Source organism: Halorubrum ruber, assembly GCF_018228765.1.
GTDB lineage: Archaea > Halobacteriota > Halobacteria > Halobacteriales > Haloferacaceae > Halorubrum > Halorubrum ruber.
Genome location: NZ_CP073695.1, coordinates 2,143,037 through 2,156,420 on the forward strand (window position 1 = coordinate 2,143,037; position 13,384 = coordinate 2,156,420).

General features: G+C 71.0%; 16 protein-coding genes and 1 pseudogene. 8 read left to right on the forward strand and 9 right to left on the reverse strand.

Annotated features, from left to right (window positions below):
* Window positions 1-49 precede the first annotated feature (49 nt).
* The 5 genes from leuC (at window position 50) to J7656_RS10590 (ending at window position 4,222) form a co-directional block, all read left to right on the forward strand.
* Entirely contained in the window at window positions 50-1,510 is a 1,461-nt protein-coding gene (leuC, locus tag J7656_RS10570; RefSeq protein WP_017342914.1) for a 3-isopropylmalate dehydratase large subunit, read from the forward strand.
* Window positions 1,510-2,133, forward strand: a complete 624-nt coding sequence (gene leuD / locus J7656_RS10575) for a 3-isopropylmalate dehydratase small subunit (RefSeq protein WP_017342913.1) — start codon at window positions 1,510-1,512, stop codon at window positions 2,131-2,133. Before leuC ends, leuD begins: the two co-directional genes overlap by 1 nt.
* 4 nt (window positions 2,134-2,137) lie before the next feature.
* Window positions 2,138-3,136 (forward strand): isocitrate/isopropylmalate family dehydrogenase, encoded by a 999-nt coding sequence (locus J7656_RS10580; protein WP_017342912.1) that lies wholly within the window; start codon window positions 2,138-2,140, stop codon window positions 3,134-3,136.
* Window positions 3,137-3,230: 94 nt separating this feature from the next.
* A complete protein-coding gene (locus J7656_RS10585; RefSeq protein WP_017342911.1) occupies window positions 3,231-3,608 on the forward strand; it encodes a DUF555 domain-containing protein in 378 nt (125 codons plus the stop codon).
* Between the two features lie 74 nt (window positions 3,609-3,682).
* Window positions 3,683-4,222 carry a CBS domain-containing protein gene (locus J7656_RS10590; RefSeq protein WP_017342910.1) on the forward strand — a complete coding sequence of 180 codons (540 nt, stop codon included), beginning with the start codon at window positions 3,683-3,685 and terminating at the stop codon, window positions 4,220-4,222.
* 43 nt (window positions 4,223-4,265) lie between these two features.
* Here the strand turns inward: J7656_RS10590 and J7656_RS10595 are convergent, their stop codons facing one another.
* From J7656_RS10595 to J7656_RS10610, 4 genes are all read right to left on the reverse strand, one after another.
* Window positions 4,266-4,427 carry a hypothetical protein gene (locus J7656_RS10595; protein ID WP_017342909.1) on the reverse strand — a complete coding sequence of 54 codons (162 nt, stop codon included), beginning with the start codon at window positions 4,425-4,427 and terminating at the stop codon, window positions 4,266-4,268.
* A 106-nt stretch (window positions 4,428-4,533) separates the two neighbouring features.
* Window positions 4,534-5,607: a phosphoribosylformylglycinamidine cyclo-ligase gene (purM, locus tag J7656_RS10600; RefSeq protein WP_017342908.1), complete on the reverse strand. Its 1,074-nt coding sequence runs from the start codon at window positions 5,605-5,607 to the stop codon at window positions 4,534-4,536.
* A gap of 75 nt (window positions 5,608-5,682) precedes the next feature.
* Window positions 5,683-6,357 carry a zinc metalloprotease gene (locus J7656_RS10605; RefSeq protein WP_017342907.1) on the reverse strand — a complete coding sequence of 225 codons (675 nt, stop codon included), beginning with the start codon at window positions 6,355-6,357 and terminating at the stop codon, window positions 5,683-5,685.
* Window positions 6,354-8,129, reverse strand: a complete 1,776-nt coding sequence (locus tag J7656_RS10610; protein ID WP_017342906.1) for a TraB/GumN family protein — start codon at window positions 8,127-8,129, stop codon at window positions 6,354-6,356. Before J7656_RS10610 ends, J7656_RS10605 begins: the two co-directional genes overlap by 4 nt.
* 126 nt (window positions 8,130-8,255) lie before the next feature.
* On the opposite strand from J7656_RS10610, the gene J7656_RS10615 reads away from it, so the two are divergent.
* From J7656_RS10615 to J7656_RS10625, 3 genes and pseudogenes are all read left to right on the forward strand, one after another.
* Entirely contained in the window at window positions 8,256-8,978 is a 723-nt protein-coding gene (locus J7656_RS10615; RefSeq protein WP_017342905.1) for an ArsR/SmtB family transcription factor, read from the forward strand.
* A gap of 67 nt (window positions 8,979-9,045) precedes the next feature.
* Window positions 9,046-9,504, forward strand: a complete 459-nt coding sequence (locus J7656_RS10620) for a bifunctional nuclease family protein (protein ID WP_017342904.1) — start codon at window positions 9,046-9,048, stop codon at window positions 9,502-9,504.
* A gap of 82 nt (window positions 9,505-9,586) precedes the next feature.
* A pseudogene (locus J7656_RS10625) lies at window positions 9,587-10,068 on the forward strand (acyl-CoA thioesterase).
* Between the two features lie 44 nt (window positions 10,069-10,112).
* Here J7656_RS10625 and J7656_RS10630 read toward each other — a convergent pair.
* The 5 genes from J7656_RS10630 to J7656_RS10650 all read right to left on the reverse strand — a co-directional run bounded on the left by J7656_RS10630 (window position 10,113) and on the right by J7656_RS10650 (window position 13,359).
* Window positions 10,113-10,628 carry a GIY-YIG nuclease family protein gene (locus tag J7656_RS10630; protein WP_017342902.1) on the reverse strand — a complete coding sequence of 172 codons (516 nt, stop codon included), beginning with the start codon at window positions 10,626-10,628 and terminating at the stop codon, window positions 10,113-10,115.
* 37 nt (window positions 10,629-10,665) lie between these two features.
* Window positions 10,666-11,109, reverse strand: coding sequence for a thiol-disulfide oxidoreductase DCC family protein (locus J7656_RS10635; RefSeq protein ID WP_017342901.1), 444 nt, complete (start codon window positions 11,107-11,109; stop codon window positions 10,666-10,668).
* Between the two features lie 79 nt (window positions 11,110-11,188).
* Entirely contained in the window at window positions 11,189-11,473 is a 285-nt protein-coding gene (locus tag J7656_RS10640; protein ID WP_017342900.1) for a DUF7545 family protein, read from the reverse strand.
* A gap of 87 nt (window positions 11,474-11,560) precedes the next feature.
* A complete protein-coding gene (locus J7656_RS10645) occupies window positions 11,561-12,619 on the reverse strand; it encodes a metal ABC transporter permease (RefSeq protein WP_017342899.1) in 1,059 nt (352 codons plus the stop codon).
* Window positions 12,619-13,359 (reverse strand): metal ABC transporter ATP-binding protein, encoded by a 741-nt coding sequence (locus J7656_RS10650; RefSeq protein WP_017342898.1) that lies wholly within the window; start codon window positions 13,357-13,359, stop codon window positions 12,619-12,621. Before J7656_RS10650 ends, J7656_RS10645 begins: the two co-directional genes overlap by 1 nt.
* Between the last annotated feature and the right edge of the window lie 25 nt (window positions 13,360-13,384).

The window sequence follows — 13,384 nt, forward strand, 5'->3', positions numbered from 1 at the left end:
CGCAGCCCGCGCCGCCGGCCGGCGGCGCGGCGGTCCGGGGTGACTCCCGATGAGCGAGGGGACGCTGTACGACAAGGTGTGGGACCGCCACAAGGTCACCGAGCTCCCGAACGGACAGGACCAGCTGTTCATCGGGCTCCACCTCGTCCACGAGGTCACCAGTCCGCAGGCCTTCGGCATGCTGCGCGAGCGGGAACTCGACGTGGCGTACCCCAACCGGACGTTCGCGACGACGGACCACATCGCGCCCACCGAGGCCGACAAGCGCGAGCGCCCCCTTGCCGACGACCAGGCCGAAGAGATGCTTTCCGCGCTCGAACGCAACGTGAGCGACAGCGGGATCACGTTCTTCGGCTTCGAGTCCGGCAAGCAGGGGATCACCCACGTCGTCGCCCCGGAACTGGGGCTCTCCCAGCCCGGGATGACGGTCGCCTGCGGCGACAGCCACACCGCGACCCACGGCGCGTTCGGTTCCATCGGCGTCGGTATCGGCACGAGCCAGATCCGCGACGTGCTCGCGACCGGCTGTATCGCGGCGGACAAACAGAAGGTCCGCCGAGTCAACGTCGAGGGCGAACTCGGCGAGGGCGTTTACGCGAAGGACGTGATCCTGAAAGTGATCCAGGACCTCGGCGTCGACGGCGGCGTCGGGCACGTGTACGAGTACGGCGGCCCCGCCATCGAGGCGCTCGACATGGAGGGCCGGCTCGCGGTGTGTAACATGTCCATCGAGGGCGGCGCCCGCGCCGGGTACATCAACCCCGACGAGACCACCTACGAGTACCTGAAGGGCCGCGAGTACGTCCCCGAGGGCGAGGCGTTCGAGGAGCGGAAGGCGTACTGGGAGTCGATCGCCTCCGACGACGACGCCGAGTACGACGACGTGGTCACCGTCGACGCCGACGGGCTCGACCCGCTCGTCACCTGGGGGATCAACCCCGGACAGGTGATCGAGATATCGGAGCCGGTCCCGCACCCGGACGACTTCGAGGCCCGGACCGACCGCGAGGCCGCGGAGCAGGCGCTCGATCACATGGAGATCGAGGCCGACCAGTCGATGCTCGGCTACGACGTCGACGTGGCCTTCCTCGGCACCTGTACCAACGGTCGCCTCTCCGACTTCGAGGAGGCCGCGAAGATCCTGGAGGGCAACACGGTCGACGAGGGCGTCCGCGCGCTGGCCGTCCCCGGCTCCGAGACCGTCCGCCAGCAGTGCGAGGAGCGCGGCATCGACCAGACGTTCATCGAGGCCGGCTTCCAGTGGCGCCGCGCCGGCTGCTCGATGTGCCTCGCGATGAACGACGACGCCCTGGAGGGCGACGAGGTGTGCGCCTCCTCGTCGAACCGGAACTTCATCGGGCGACAGGGGTCGAAGGACGGCCGCACCGTCCTGATGAGCCCCGCGATGGTCGCGGCCGCGGCCGTCGAGGGCGAGGTCGCCGACGCGCGGGCGTACTTGGACGACGGGCCGACCGGCGGCGCCGGCGGCGTCGAGGAGGTGGCCGACTGATGGCCCCCGACGCCGACCCGGGCGCGGACCAGCACATCACCGACGTCTCGGGCACGGGGGTTCCGATCCCCGGCGACGACGTCGACACCGACCAGATCCTGCCGGCGAAGTTCATGAAGGAGGTCACGTTCGACAACATGGCGGACTACCTCTTCTACGACGCCCGGCGGGACGACGACGGCGAGTTCAACGACCACCCCCTCAACCGCTTCGAGGGCGCGTCGATCGCGGTCGTCAACTCCAACTTCGGCTGCGGTTCCTCCCGGGAGCACGCGCCGCAGGCGATGATGCGCTGGGGTATCGACGGCGTCGTCGGCGAGTCGTACGCCGAGATTTTCCGCGACAACTGCAAGTCGCTCGGCATTCCGGCGGTCACGACTGACCACGAGACGGCCGTCGAACTCCAGGAGTGGATCGAGGCCAACCCGGACGGCGACATCGAGGTCGACGTCGAAGGCGAGACCGTCACCTACGGCGACACAACCATCGACGTCGACGTCGACGACGCGATGCGGGAAGCCCTGGTCGAGGGGATCTGGGACACTACCGCCCTGATGTACTCGAACCGGAGCAAGGTCGACGAGACGGTCGACGGACTCCCCTACGTCGAGGGGGACGACTGACCGGATGACCGACGAGATCGTCGTCATCGAGGGCGACGGCATCGGCCGCGAGGTCGTGCCCGCCGCCGTCGAGGTGTTGGAGTCGTTCGACCTCGACTTCGAGTTCGTCGAGGCGGAGGCCGGCGACGCGACGAAGGAGGCGACCGGCGAGGCGCTCCCCGACGAGACGTACGACCTGGTCGCCGACGCGGACGCGACCCTGTTCGGCGCGGCCGGCGAGACGGCCGCCGACGTCATCCTCCCGCTGCGCGAGGCGGTCGACTCGTTCGTCAACGTCCGGCCCGCGAAGGCGTACCCCGGCGTCGACGCGCTCCGCCCGGAGACGGACGTGGTGTTCCTCCGCGAGAACACCGAGGGCGTCTACGCCGGCCACGAGGACCGCCTCTCGGAGGACCTCTCGACGCTGACGCGCGTCGTCACCTCGTCGGCCTCCCGCGAGCTGGCCGAGTACGCCTGCGAGTTCGTCGAGGACGGCCGCGGCCCCGCGGGCGACCCCGACGAGGGGTTCACCGTCGCGCACAAGGCGAACGTGATGCGCGAGACCGACGGCCGGTTCCGCGAGGAGGTCATGGCGGTCGCCGCGGAGCGCGGCGTCGACGCCGACGAGGAGCTGATGGACGCGTTCGCGACGAAGCTCCCGCTCGACCCGGCGGAGTACGGCGTGGTCGTCTGTCCGAACCTCGCCGGCGACGTGCTCTCCGATCTGGCCGCCGGACTCGTCGGTGGGCTCGGCCTGCTCCCGTCGGCGAACGTCGGCCACGACAACGCGCTGTTCGAGCCGGTCCACGGCACGGCGCCCGACATCGCCGGCGAGGGGATCGCCAACCCGACGGCCGCGATCCTCTCGGCGGCCATGCTGCTGGAGTACCTCGGCCACATCGAGGAGGGCCAGCGGGTGCGCGACGCGGTCGAGGGCGTCCTCTCCGATGGACCTCGAACCGGCGACCTCGGCGGGTCGGCGACGACCGACGAGGTCACCGCGGCGATCGTCGACCGGCTGTAAGGCGCGTCTCACCGCCGGTCGGCCAGCCGGAAGCGGCTCCACCGACCGCGGGCGAACCACAAGACAAGAAACCCTGCGGCCCCTCCGCTCGGATATGAGCAACTACGAAGTCGCGATGGAAGCAGCCTGGTTGGTCCGTGACGTCGAGGAGACCGACGACGCCATCGGCGTCGCGGTCAGCGAAGCCGGCAAGCGACTCAACGAGACGGACAAGCAGTACGTCGAGGTCGAGCCCGGCGTCACCGGCTGTCCGGCCTGCGGCGAGCCGTTCGACGCCGCGTTCCTCGCGGCGAACACGGCGCTGGTCGGACTCCTCCTCGAAATCGACGTCTTCAACGCCGACAGCGAGGAGCACGCAGAGCGGATCGCGAAAAGCGAGGTCGGGGGCGCCCTCCGCGACGTCCCCCTCGAAGTCATCGACGTTTTCGAGACCGAGGCCGACGAGGACGAGGAGGACGCGGCGGACCGATAGGCGCGACGCCGCCCTCCGGGGCGAGTTCGGTCGGTGCCGAAAGCTTTTCTAATAACCTTAAGTAATTAGTCGGCATGGAACTGCCGACGCCACAGGACCTCCGCGAGCGCCGGACCGGACTGGAGCTGACCCAGAGCGAGCTCGCCGACGCCGCGGACGTTTCCCAGCCCCTCATCGCGCGGATCGAAGGCGGCGACGTCGACCCGCGGCTCTCGACGCTCCGCCGCATCGTCAACGCCCTCCAAGAGGCCGAAGGCGAGGTCGTGCGCGCGACCGACCTGATGAACGAGACCGTGATCAGCGTCGCGCCGGACGACGCCGTGAGCGCGGCCGTCGAGCTGATGGAGGCGGAGGCGTACTCGCAGCTCCCGGTCCTCCAGAACGGCGTGCCGGTCGGCTCGATCAGCCAGGGCGACGTCGTCCACGCCGGCGAGAACGTCGGCGACCACCCGGTCAGCGAGGTGATGAGTGAGTCGTTCCCGACGGTCGCGCCGTCGGCGACCGTCGACGAGGTCCGGAACCTCCTCGATCACTACAAGGCCGTGATGGTCACTGACGGCGGCGAGACGGTCGGGATCATCACGGAGGCAGACATCGCGGCGCAGCTGTCGTAGCGCTCAGCGGGGGCGACCGCGCCGGACCGCGCGGGACCGCGCCCTACTCCTCCCGTCGCTCGGAGAGCCGCTCCCAGATCTCCGTACAGCCCGCGCCGTCCGCCACGTCGTCGAGGTGGTCCGCGTTGCCGTTGGCTTCGTCGTCCCGTCCGGAGCCGTCGCTGTCCTCTTCCGTCTCGTCGTTCCCCGCGGCCCCGTCGGTCATCTGCCAAGACATAGGCCGACGCCGCTGATAAGCGGCCATTCGGCGGCACGACGCGCCGCGTCTCCCCGCCGGACGCAACGCTCTCCGTTACCTCGGACGCGATCGCCTACAGTTCCAGTCCGCGGATCTCGACCGTCGCTTCTTCCTCGTCGCCGTCGCTGCCGTCTCCTCCCTCAGCAGCCTCGACCCGTCCGATCACGCGCCCGTCGGTCGCGTCGGCCAGGGCCTCGGCGTCGTCGGGGTCGAGGGAGGCCACGAAGCCGGTCCCCATGTTGAACGTGCGGTGCATCTCCTCGTCGGAGACGTTCCCCGCCGACCGGACGAACTCGAAGACCGGCTGCGGCTCGAACGCGTCGTCGATGGCGTAGCGGTGGCCGCCGAGGCGTTCCAGATTCGTCCAGCCGCCGCCCGTCACGTGGGCCGCGCCGCGGACGCCGTGGGCGCGCATCGGATCGAGGAGGTCGGTGTAGATCGCGGTCGGTTCGAGCAGCGCGTTGCCGAGCGTCTCGTAGTCGCCGAACGGGCACGGATCCGTGTACTCGTGGTCGCGCGTGACGGCTTCCCGCGCCAGCGTGAGCCCGTTCGAATGGATCCCCGACGAGCGCCAGCCGACCAGCGCATCGCCCGGCTCCGCGCGGCCGTCAAACACCCCGTCCTTCGCGGCGAGGCCGGCGCAGGTGCCGGCCAGGTCGAGCCCGCGTACAACCTCCGGCATCACCGCCGTCTCGCCGCCGACGAGCTCCATGTCGGCGAGCTCGGCGCCGCGGGCGAGCCCTTCGCCGACCTGCTCGGCGAACCGCTCGTCCGGCTCGTCGACCGCGAGGTAGTCGACGAACGCGACGGGGCGGACGCCGGCCGCGACGAGGTCGTTGACGTTCATCGCGATGCAGTCGATGCCGACCGTCGAGTAGTCGCCGAGCGCCTCCGCGACGAGCAGCTTCGTCCCAACGCCGTCGGTCGCGAGCGCGAGGTAGCGGTCGCCGATGTCGAGCAGGCCGGCGTACTCGCTCCCCGAGCCCTCCGCCTCGGTATCCGCCCCGACCGCGCCGATAAGCGCCGCGGTCGCGGCCTCGCTCGCGTCGATGTCGACGCCCGCGTCCGCGTAAGTGAGCTCGTCGCCGTCGCTCGGTCCCCCGTCGTCGCCCGCCGATCCGCCGTCGCCGCCGTTGCCCTCGGTCATGTGTGAGGGGGCACGCCCGCGGAGCAAAAGCGCACCGTTCCGGCGGGGAGCGGTCGCGGGAGGGACGGCGGGCGATCAGAACGGCCCGCCGAACCCGAGCCCGACGACGAAGACGAGCCCGAAGGCGAGCAGCACGGACGGGACGAAGACGGCCGCCCAGACCGGCTTGCTCCACCCCATCACCGTCTTCCCGTCGAGCGGGCCGTACGGGACGAGGTTGAACGCGGCGAGGAACGCGTTGATCGCGATGCCGCGCGCGCCGAGGATGACGACTATCTCGCTGCCGACGATTCCGCCGAGCGCGTACAGCGGGAAGAAGACGATCATCAGCCCGAGGTTCACGGCGGGGCCGGCGAGCGCGATGTGACCGTGTTCGCGGGGAGTCAACCGCCCGCGATGGTGGACGGCGCCGGGCGCCGCGAAGATGAACCCGAGGAGGGAGCTCATCACGGCCAGAAACAGCATGCTGTTGTCCGCGCGGAACTCCGCGACCTGGTCGTAGTGGACCGCGACGACCTTGTGTGCGACCTCGTGGAGGAGGAAGGCGACCCCGGCGGTCGCAAGCGCGACGAACAGCGGCGGGACCACGCCCGCCGCGAGTATCCGGCTGATCCCGCCCGAGCCGCCGACGAAGAACAGCATGAACGCCACGCCGAGCGCGAGCCACGCGACGAGGAGGTCGCGGATCTCGGTCCCGCTGAAGTAGAGGCCCGCGATCCGCCGCCCGGAGACCGCGCTGTCGCCGCTCATGCGATCCCCCCCACGGCGCCGCGCACGAGGTCGGCGCCGTTGAGCGCGCCCTCGACGAGCAGCCGCCCGACGTCCTCGACGCCGCCGACCTCGGCGCCGAACATCGCCGGGATGACGTACGCCGCGAAGAGGAAGCTCGCGACGATGCTCCCGACGTTCGTCATCGCGACGACGACGATGAGCCGGAACAGCGGCACGTCGAGCATCGCGGAGACCAGCTCCGCCGCGGAGCGCGTCTCGTCGGCGAGCAGGTCGTTGAGCGCGCCGATGTCGGCGACGTTCACCGTCAGGCTGCGGAGCTCCACGTAGCCGGTGAACCAGCCGGGCGCGAGCAGCGGGTTGATCGAAGTCAGCCACGCGACGGCGCCGCCGACGGCGGCCGAGAGCCAGCGCGCGCCGGCGACCTTCGCGAACGCGAACGCGAAGGCGCCGTTGATCAGGAACCACGCGCCGAAGAGGCGGAGCAGGAACGCGTTCCCCGCGCCGCCCAGCGCCAACAGGAGGAAGAAGCCGACGAACCCGACCGTGATCGCGTAGCCGACCGCCTTCTTCCACGGGAGCCCGCGCCCGGACTCCTGCCCGACCAGGTCCTCCATCGGCGGGAGCGTCGCGGGGTCGGCGAGGTACCGCTCGATCCCCGCCCGGTGGCCGGCGCCGACGACGGCGACCACGTCGTGGCCGGCCTCGCGGAGCGCGACGAGCCGGTGGGCGATGAACGCGTCGCGCTCGTCGATGAGCGCCTCCGCGCCGCCCGGGGAGAACTGCCGGAACTCCTCCATCATCATCGTCACCACGTCCGTGTCGGTGAGGTCCGCCTCGTCGAGTTCTTCGATCCCGCCCGCCTCGGCGTCGACCTCACCGCCGGCGAACGCGCCGACCGCGACCGCGAGGACGGCGCCGACGACGAGTCCGAGGCCGATCCCGATCCCGAAGCCGCCGATCGCCGTCACGGGGAAGCCGCCGAGGTACGTCGAGACGATTCCGTTCGCGACGCCCGTGACCCCGGCGGCGACACCGGCGGCGAGCCCGGTGCCGACCGCAGCGTAGAGGCGTTGGTCCGGCGAGAGCGCGAGCGTGCCGACCTGATCGACGGCGATACCGACGACGAGCGCGACGAGGACGCCCGCGGCGACGCTCGTCAGGATCGCCGTGGTGATCCCCACCGCGCCGCCGAAGAGGCCGATCGCCGGGCCGGCGAGGATCCCGACGAAGAGCCCGCCGATCACGCCGGCGACGCGCGGATCGCTGACGCCGAACGCCAGCCCGCCGACGAGCCTGAGCTTCTCCGTGACCGTCATGCGAGCCCAGAAGCGCTGGATCGTTGTCTGGATGTCGCGGTCGACGAGGGCGACGTCGATGCCGAGCGACTCGGCGAGGTCGACGGCGGCCTTCATATCCGCCCCCGGCTCGATGTCGAACCGCTCGCCCAGCTGGGTCTGGACGTACGAGAGCATCCAGTACGCGAGGAACTGGAACACGGTGTTCCCCTTGAGCAGGTCGCCGGCGTCGAGGTCGTCGGGGGTCTCGCCGTTGAGCTGCCGGTAGCGCCCCTCGTCGAGCTCGACGGCGACGACGTCGGGGCGCTCCCGCTCGATCGTCTCCTCGACCTCGTCGACGGAGCGCTCCGACACGTGCGCGGTCCCGACGACCGTGACCTCTCCCTCGCCGGCCGCGTCGCCGCGCGGCGCGCCGTCGAGGTCGCCGCCGTCGGCCCGCGGGGATCGGTCGGTCGACGGGGGCGGCTCCTCGCTCCCCCGTGACGGCTCTGTCATCACCCGTCGTACTCGGTCACCGCGTTTAGGGTTTGTGAGTCGGTCGCTGGCTCCGGGGCGCGCCGACCCTCCGCGCGTTCCCGACGATCCAACAAATTTGTATTCTCACGCGTCTCACGTGTTCGTATGTCCCGGCTGTTGCCCTCCCTGCCGGACGCGACCCCCGAGGAGCGCGAGCCGCGGGTCGTCGGCGTCGACGACGACGAGGCCGACGACCTCATCGCCGCCCTCGGCTCCGAGACGGCGCGGGCCATCCTCTCGACGCTCCACGACCGCCCGGCGACGAAGTCCGAGCTCGCCGACGAGGTCGACACCTCGCTCCAGAACGTCCAGTACCACCTCTCGCGGCTCGACGAGGCCGACCTCGTCGACGTCGTCGACACCGCCTACTCCGAGAAGGGCCGCGAGATGGACGTGTACGCCGCCGCGGACGAGCCGCTCGTGCTGTTCTCGGGCGGCTCCGAGGAGTCGAGCGGGATCAAGACCGCGCTGATGCGCCTGCTCGGCGGCTACGGGATCATCGGACTCGCCGCGCTCGCGGCCCAGCGCCTCCTCGCGGTCGGATCGCCCGGCGGCTCGGAGTTCACCGCCAGCTCCGGCGGCGACGCGGGGACGGCCACCACCGACGGCGGCGACGGGAGCACGGCGGACGGCGCCGACGGTCCCACGGTAGAGAGCGTTCAGGACGGGGACACCGCAGCCGAGAGCGCGGACGGTGCGATCGAACTCGTCGGCGACCCGCTCGCCGAGTACGCCGTCTCGCTCGTCGAGCCCGGGATCGTCTTCTTCGTCGGCGCCGCGCTCGTGTTCACGCTCGCGTGGGCGTACTGGTACCGGGCGTCGAACTGACGAGGTCGGGGTCGCCCGGAGGCCGCGCGTGGGACAGCTATTCAAGCCGCCGCCACCACGTTCCCGTATGGAACACGAAGCCGAGGTCGTCGGGGTCGGCGCGGGCTCGGCGCCGAGCGGCGACGTCCCGGCGGTTATCCTCTCCGCGCGCGGCGAGTACGTCCCGATATTCGTCAGCGGCGATCAGGCCCGCTCGATCGGGATGGCCTTAGAGGGCGAACCGTTCGACCGACCGCTCACGCACGACCTGCTCGTCGACATCCTCACGGAGTTCGGCGGCGCCATCGACCGCGTCCGCGTCGACGACCTCCGCGACGGCACCTTCTACGCGAAGGTCGACGCCGAGCGCTACGACGACGGCGAGCCGGAGCGGTTCGTCTTCGACGCCCGCCCCTCGGACGCGCTCGCGCTCGCCGTGCGGGTCGACTGTCCGATCATCGTGACCGACGAGGTGATAGACGAGGCGGGCCGCTCGCAGGACTCGATCCGGTTCGGCGGCGACGGCGACCCCCCCGAGGAGCGCTGAAGGGGCTTCGGGATCGGCTTCGCTTCCCGGCGCGCCGCCGACGAAGCCCGCCGTTCAAGTCGCCCGCCCTCCCACGGCGGGTATGGACGAGACGGCCACGCTCGCCTCCTCGCACACCGAGATGACGGAGATGCTGCTCCCGAACGACACGAACAACCTCGGCCGCGCGCTCGGGGCGCCGTGTTGCACTGGATGGACATCTGCGGCGCCATCGCCGGCATGCGCTTCTCGAACCGACAGGTGGTCACCGCCTCGATGGACCACGTCGACTTCATCGCGCCCATCGAGATGGGCGAGGTCGCGATCATCGAGGGGTACGTGTTCAACACCGGCCGGACGAGCGTCGACGTGAAGGTCGACGTGCGCGCCGAGAACCCCCGCACGGACGAGACGCGACGGACGACCACCTCCTACTTCACGTTCGTCGCGCTCGACGACGACGGCCGCCCGACGCCGGTCCCCGATCTGGACTGTCCGACTGAGGACGAGGAAGTCCTCCGCGAAGACGCCATGAGCGGCCGCGAGGAACAACTGCGACAGGTCGTCGAACGCTACGATCTCTGACCGGACACGCGGTCCGGCCGGCAGCGGACGCGGCCCGGACGGCCTCACTCCGCCGAGCCCGCGACGACTTCGACGGTCGCGTCCGGGTCGTCGGTTTCGGCAACTGCGGCCTCGTGCGCCGCCAGCGCGCGCTCCGCGAGGGCGTCGAACGCCTCGTTGGCGTCGACGTCGCGTCCTCGCGCGTGTTCGCCTTCATCTCCGCCCGCGAGATGACTCGGACAGCCGCAGTCGGAGGCGCCGAACCCCTCGATAGGACCGGCCGGGAGGCGCTCGGCGACCGCGCACTCGACGTCGACGCCGACGCTGCGCACGACGCGGTCGATCCGCGCCGCCGGGTGGCCGAGCAGGTAGTCGACGTGCCAGTGCCGGGTGTCGTTATCGCCGCGCGCCGTCCGGCGGTGTCTGTCGACCCGGGAGAACCCGCCCGACCCGAGCGCGCTCCCCGTGTACGCGTACGCGCCGGCCGGGAGACGGTGTTCGCCCAGCGCGCCCGCCGACACCGTCGCATCGTCCGCGAGGGCGACGACGAGCGTGTAGCTGCCGCCAGCGGCGTCGCTCATCGGTCGACCACCGCCAGAGCGGCGTTCGCGACCGCGCTCACGACAGCGCGGCCGGCGCCTCGTCGGCGGCCGCCCGGAGCGAGCCGACCAGATCGTTCGCCTCGTCGTCGAGGCGGTACGTGTCGTGGAAGTCGGCCGGGTCGCGTCCGCGGCCGGAGAGCGTCCCGACGACGTCGGCGATGCGGTCGTAGTTGTCGCGGACGAGCCCGCCGACGATCCCCGGGGTGCCCGCGCGCTCCGCCAGCTCCTCGGCGGCCGACCGGCCGGCGTACACCCGGCGCTTCGCGGGGTCGACGAACACCATCGCGAACGGGCGCGAGCCGAACTGCGCGTCGAGGAACGGCCCGACGGGGTCGGCCTCCCACGGGACCGCGACGACGCCGTCGAGTCGGCGGAGCGCGACCGCCGCGACCGAGCAGTACGGGCAGTCGCCGTCGAAGATCAACACCGGTGCGTCCGCGCCGTCCGGGTCGGTAGGCATGCGAGAATATAGGGTCTCGACCGGCTTAAGCGGCCGGTCGGCGGCTAGCGAGTCGGCGAAAAAGCGGCGTCAAACCCGCTCAGTGCGAGTGGCCGAGCGCCTCTTCGAGCGGCTGTCCGAACCGCTCCTCGAACAGCTCCGCGGCCGTCTCCTCCATCTCCGCGATGTCCTCGGGCACGTCGCCCTCGCTGTGGTGGACGATGACGTGCGCCTGCTGGGCCATCGCCTGGACGACCACGTCGGAGACGACGGCGGTCGCGGGCTCGCCCTGCTCGCTGAGCACGTCGACGAGGCCGGCGGGCAGTTCGAACGACTCTTCGTCACCGTCGGGACCGGTGACCGTGTAGGTCTCGGTGTCTCCCATAGGCGTGGGTCGCGGCCGCGACATAAGGGTCTGTGGAAACCGGACGCGACCCGGCTCACCGACTGGAACTGCGGGGGCCATCCGGACTTATCCGTGCGCGGAGACCGCCGTCACGGAGGAGCCCGATCCGACGACGCTCGCGAGGTACACCGCGATGGCCGTGACGACGATCGACCCCCCCGACGGGAGGCCGAACCCGATCGAGACCGCGAAGCCGCCGAGCACCGACAGCTGGCCGAAGATCACGCCGAGGTACATCGTCTCGCGGAAGCTCCGGGCGACCTGCGAGGCGGCCGCGACGGGGACGACCAACATCGCGGCGACGAGGATGACGCCGAGCACCTGCATCGCGCCGACGACGACGACCGCGGTCAACACCACGAGCAGGGTGTTGTAGCCGGTGACGTTCAGCCGCGCGACCCGCGCGGCCTGCTCGTCGAAGGTGATGAAGAGGAGCTGTTTGTACGTCATCGCCACGCCGGCGACGACGATCAGGGAGAGCGCGCCCATCAGGCGCGCGCCCTCCGGCGTGACCACCGCGAGGTTCCCGAACAGGAATCCCTCGACGTTGACCCCGGTGAGGCCGTCACCGTAGCTGATGATCAGCGTGCCGACCGCGAAGCTCCCGCTGAGCATGATCGCGATGGGCACGTCGCCGTAGGCGTCGGTGCGCTCGGTGAGCCACTGGACCGCGAGCGCGCCGAGGATACCGACCGCGAGCGCGACGAGCAGCAGCGACCCGTTCCACCCGGTCGAGGAGGTGACGAGGATGCCGAGGGCGACGCCGGCGAACGCGGTGTGCGCGAGCGTCTCGCCGATCAGCGCCATCTCGCGGTGGACGAGGAAGGAGCCGACGAGCGGGGCGACCACCCCGACGAGCACGCCCACCGCCATCGACTGCCACATGATCGGGTGCCGGAACACGTTCGTGCCGAACGCGGTGTCCATCCCCCGCCCGAGCGAGCGGAACGCGGCGTACAGGTCGCTCGCGACCGGGAGGTCCTGCGCCCAGTACAGCAGGAGGAAGCCGAGCATGCCGACCGCGACGACGCCCGTGATCCCGATTCCGACGAGTTCCGCCGTTCGGCGGCGGCCGCGTTTGGGTTCCGCGCGAAGTCCGGTCTCAGTGGGCGAGTCCCCGCTCATCAGTGGTGGTGGTGGACGACTTGTCCCGTCGTCCCGTACGCCTCGGCGAGGGCGTCGCTCTCGACGAACGACTCGGTGTCTCCGTGGTGGTACAGCTCGGTGTTGATACAGGCGATGCGGTCGGCGCGGTCGGTGACGACGCCGATGTCGTGCTCGATGAGGATGATCGTGATCCCCTCGTCGTTGAGGTCGTCGAGGAGGGCGTAAAAGGCGTCGCGCGACTCGGCGTCGACGCCGACCGTCGGCTCGTCGAGCGCGAGCAGGTCCGCGTCGCTCGCCAGGGCGCGCGCGATGTACGCCCGCTGCTTCTGCCCGCCGGACAGCTCCGAGACGAGCCGGTCGGTCAGATCGCCGATGCCGACCGTCTCGATGGCGTCGGCGACGGCGGTGCGGTCGGCCTCCGAGAGGCGCCCCCGTCCGGCGTGCGCGAACCGGCCCATGGTGACGCACTCGCGGACGGTGACCGGCATCGCGCCGCCCCGGCTCGTCGCCTTCTGGGAGACGTAGCCGATCCGCCCGCCGTCGTCGAACTCCTCGATCGGTCGCCCGAACAGCTCGACCGACCCCTCGTCCGCCTCGTGGAGGCCGAGCATGAGGTGGAGGAGGGTGGTCTTCCCGGAGCCGTTCGGGCCGACGAGCCCGAGGAAGTCCCCCGCCTCGACGGTGAGGGAGACGTCTCTCACGGCCACGGTGTCGCCGTAGGCGAACGTCACGCCGTCGAGGTCGACGATTGCGCTCACTGCGTGTCTCCCATCTGGGTCGGCC

What these genes read in the sequence shown, in the direction of transcription:
- leuC (WP_017342914.1), top strand. Translation starts at nt 50, where the DNA reads ATGAGCGAGGGGACGCTGTACGACAAGGTGTGGGACCGCCACAAGGTC.
- leuD (WP_017342913.1), top strand. Translation starts at nt 1,510, where the DNA reads ATGGCCCCCGACGCCGACCCGGGCGCGGACCAGCACATCACCGACGTC.
- J7656_RS10580 (WP_017342912.1), top strand. Translation starts at nt 2,138, where the DNA reads ATGACCGACGAGATCGTCGTCATCGAGGGCGACGGCATCGGCCGCGAG.
- J7656_RS10585 (WP_017342911.1), top strand. Translation starts at nt 3,231, where the DNA reads ATGAGCAACTACGAAGTCGCGATGGAAGCAGCCTGGTTGGTCCGTGAC.
- J7656_RS10590 (WP_017342910.1), top strand. Translation starts at nt 3,683, where the DNA reads ATGGAACTGCCGACGCCACAGGACCTCCGCGAGCGCCGGACCGGACTG.
- J7656_RS10595 (WP_017342909.1), bottom strand. Translation starts at nt 4,427, where the DNA reads ATGACCGACGGGGCCGCGGGGAACGACGAGACGGAAGAGGACAGCGAC.
- purM (WP_017342908.1), bottom strand. Translation starts at nt 5,607, where the DNA reads ATGACCGAGGGCAACGGCGGCGACGGCGGATCGGCGGGCGACGACGGG.
- J7656_RS10605 (WP_017342907.1), bottom strand. Translation starts at nt 6,357, where the DNA reads ATGAGCGGCGACAGCGCGGTCTCCGGGCGGCGGATCGCGGGCCTCTAC.
- J7656_RS10610 (WP_017342906.1), bottom strand. Translation starts at nt 8,129, where the DNA reads ATGACAGAGCCGTCACGGGGGAGCGAGGAGCCGCCCCCGTCGACCGAC.
- J7656_RS10615 (WP_017342905.1), top strand. Translation starts at nt 8,256, where the DNA reads ATGTCCCGGCTGTTGCCCTCCCTGCCGGACGCGACCCCCGAGGAGCGC.
- J7656_RS10620 (WP_017342904.1), top strand. Translation starts at nt 9,046, where the DNA reads ATGGAACACGAAGCCGAGGTCGTCGGGGTCGGCGCGGGCTCGGCGCCG.
- J7656_RS10630 (WP_017342902.1), bottom strand. Translation starts at nt 10,628, where the DNA reads ATGAGCGACGCCGCTGGCGGCAGCTACACGCTCGTCGTCGCCCTCGCG.
- J7656_RS10635 (WP_017342901.1), bottom strand. Translation starts at nt 11,109, where the DNA reads ATGCCTACCGACCCGGACGGCGCGGACGCACCGGTGTTGATCTTCGAC.
- J7656_RS10640 (WP_017342900.1), bottom strand. Translation starts at nt 11,473, where the DNA reads ATGGGAGACACCGAGACCTACACGGTCACCGGTCCCGACGGTGACGAA.
- J7656_RS10645 (WP_017342899.1), bottom strand. Translation starts at nt 12,619, where the DNA reads ATGAGCGGGGACTCGCCCACTGAGACCGGACTTCGCGCGGAACCCAAA.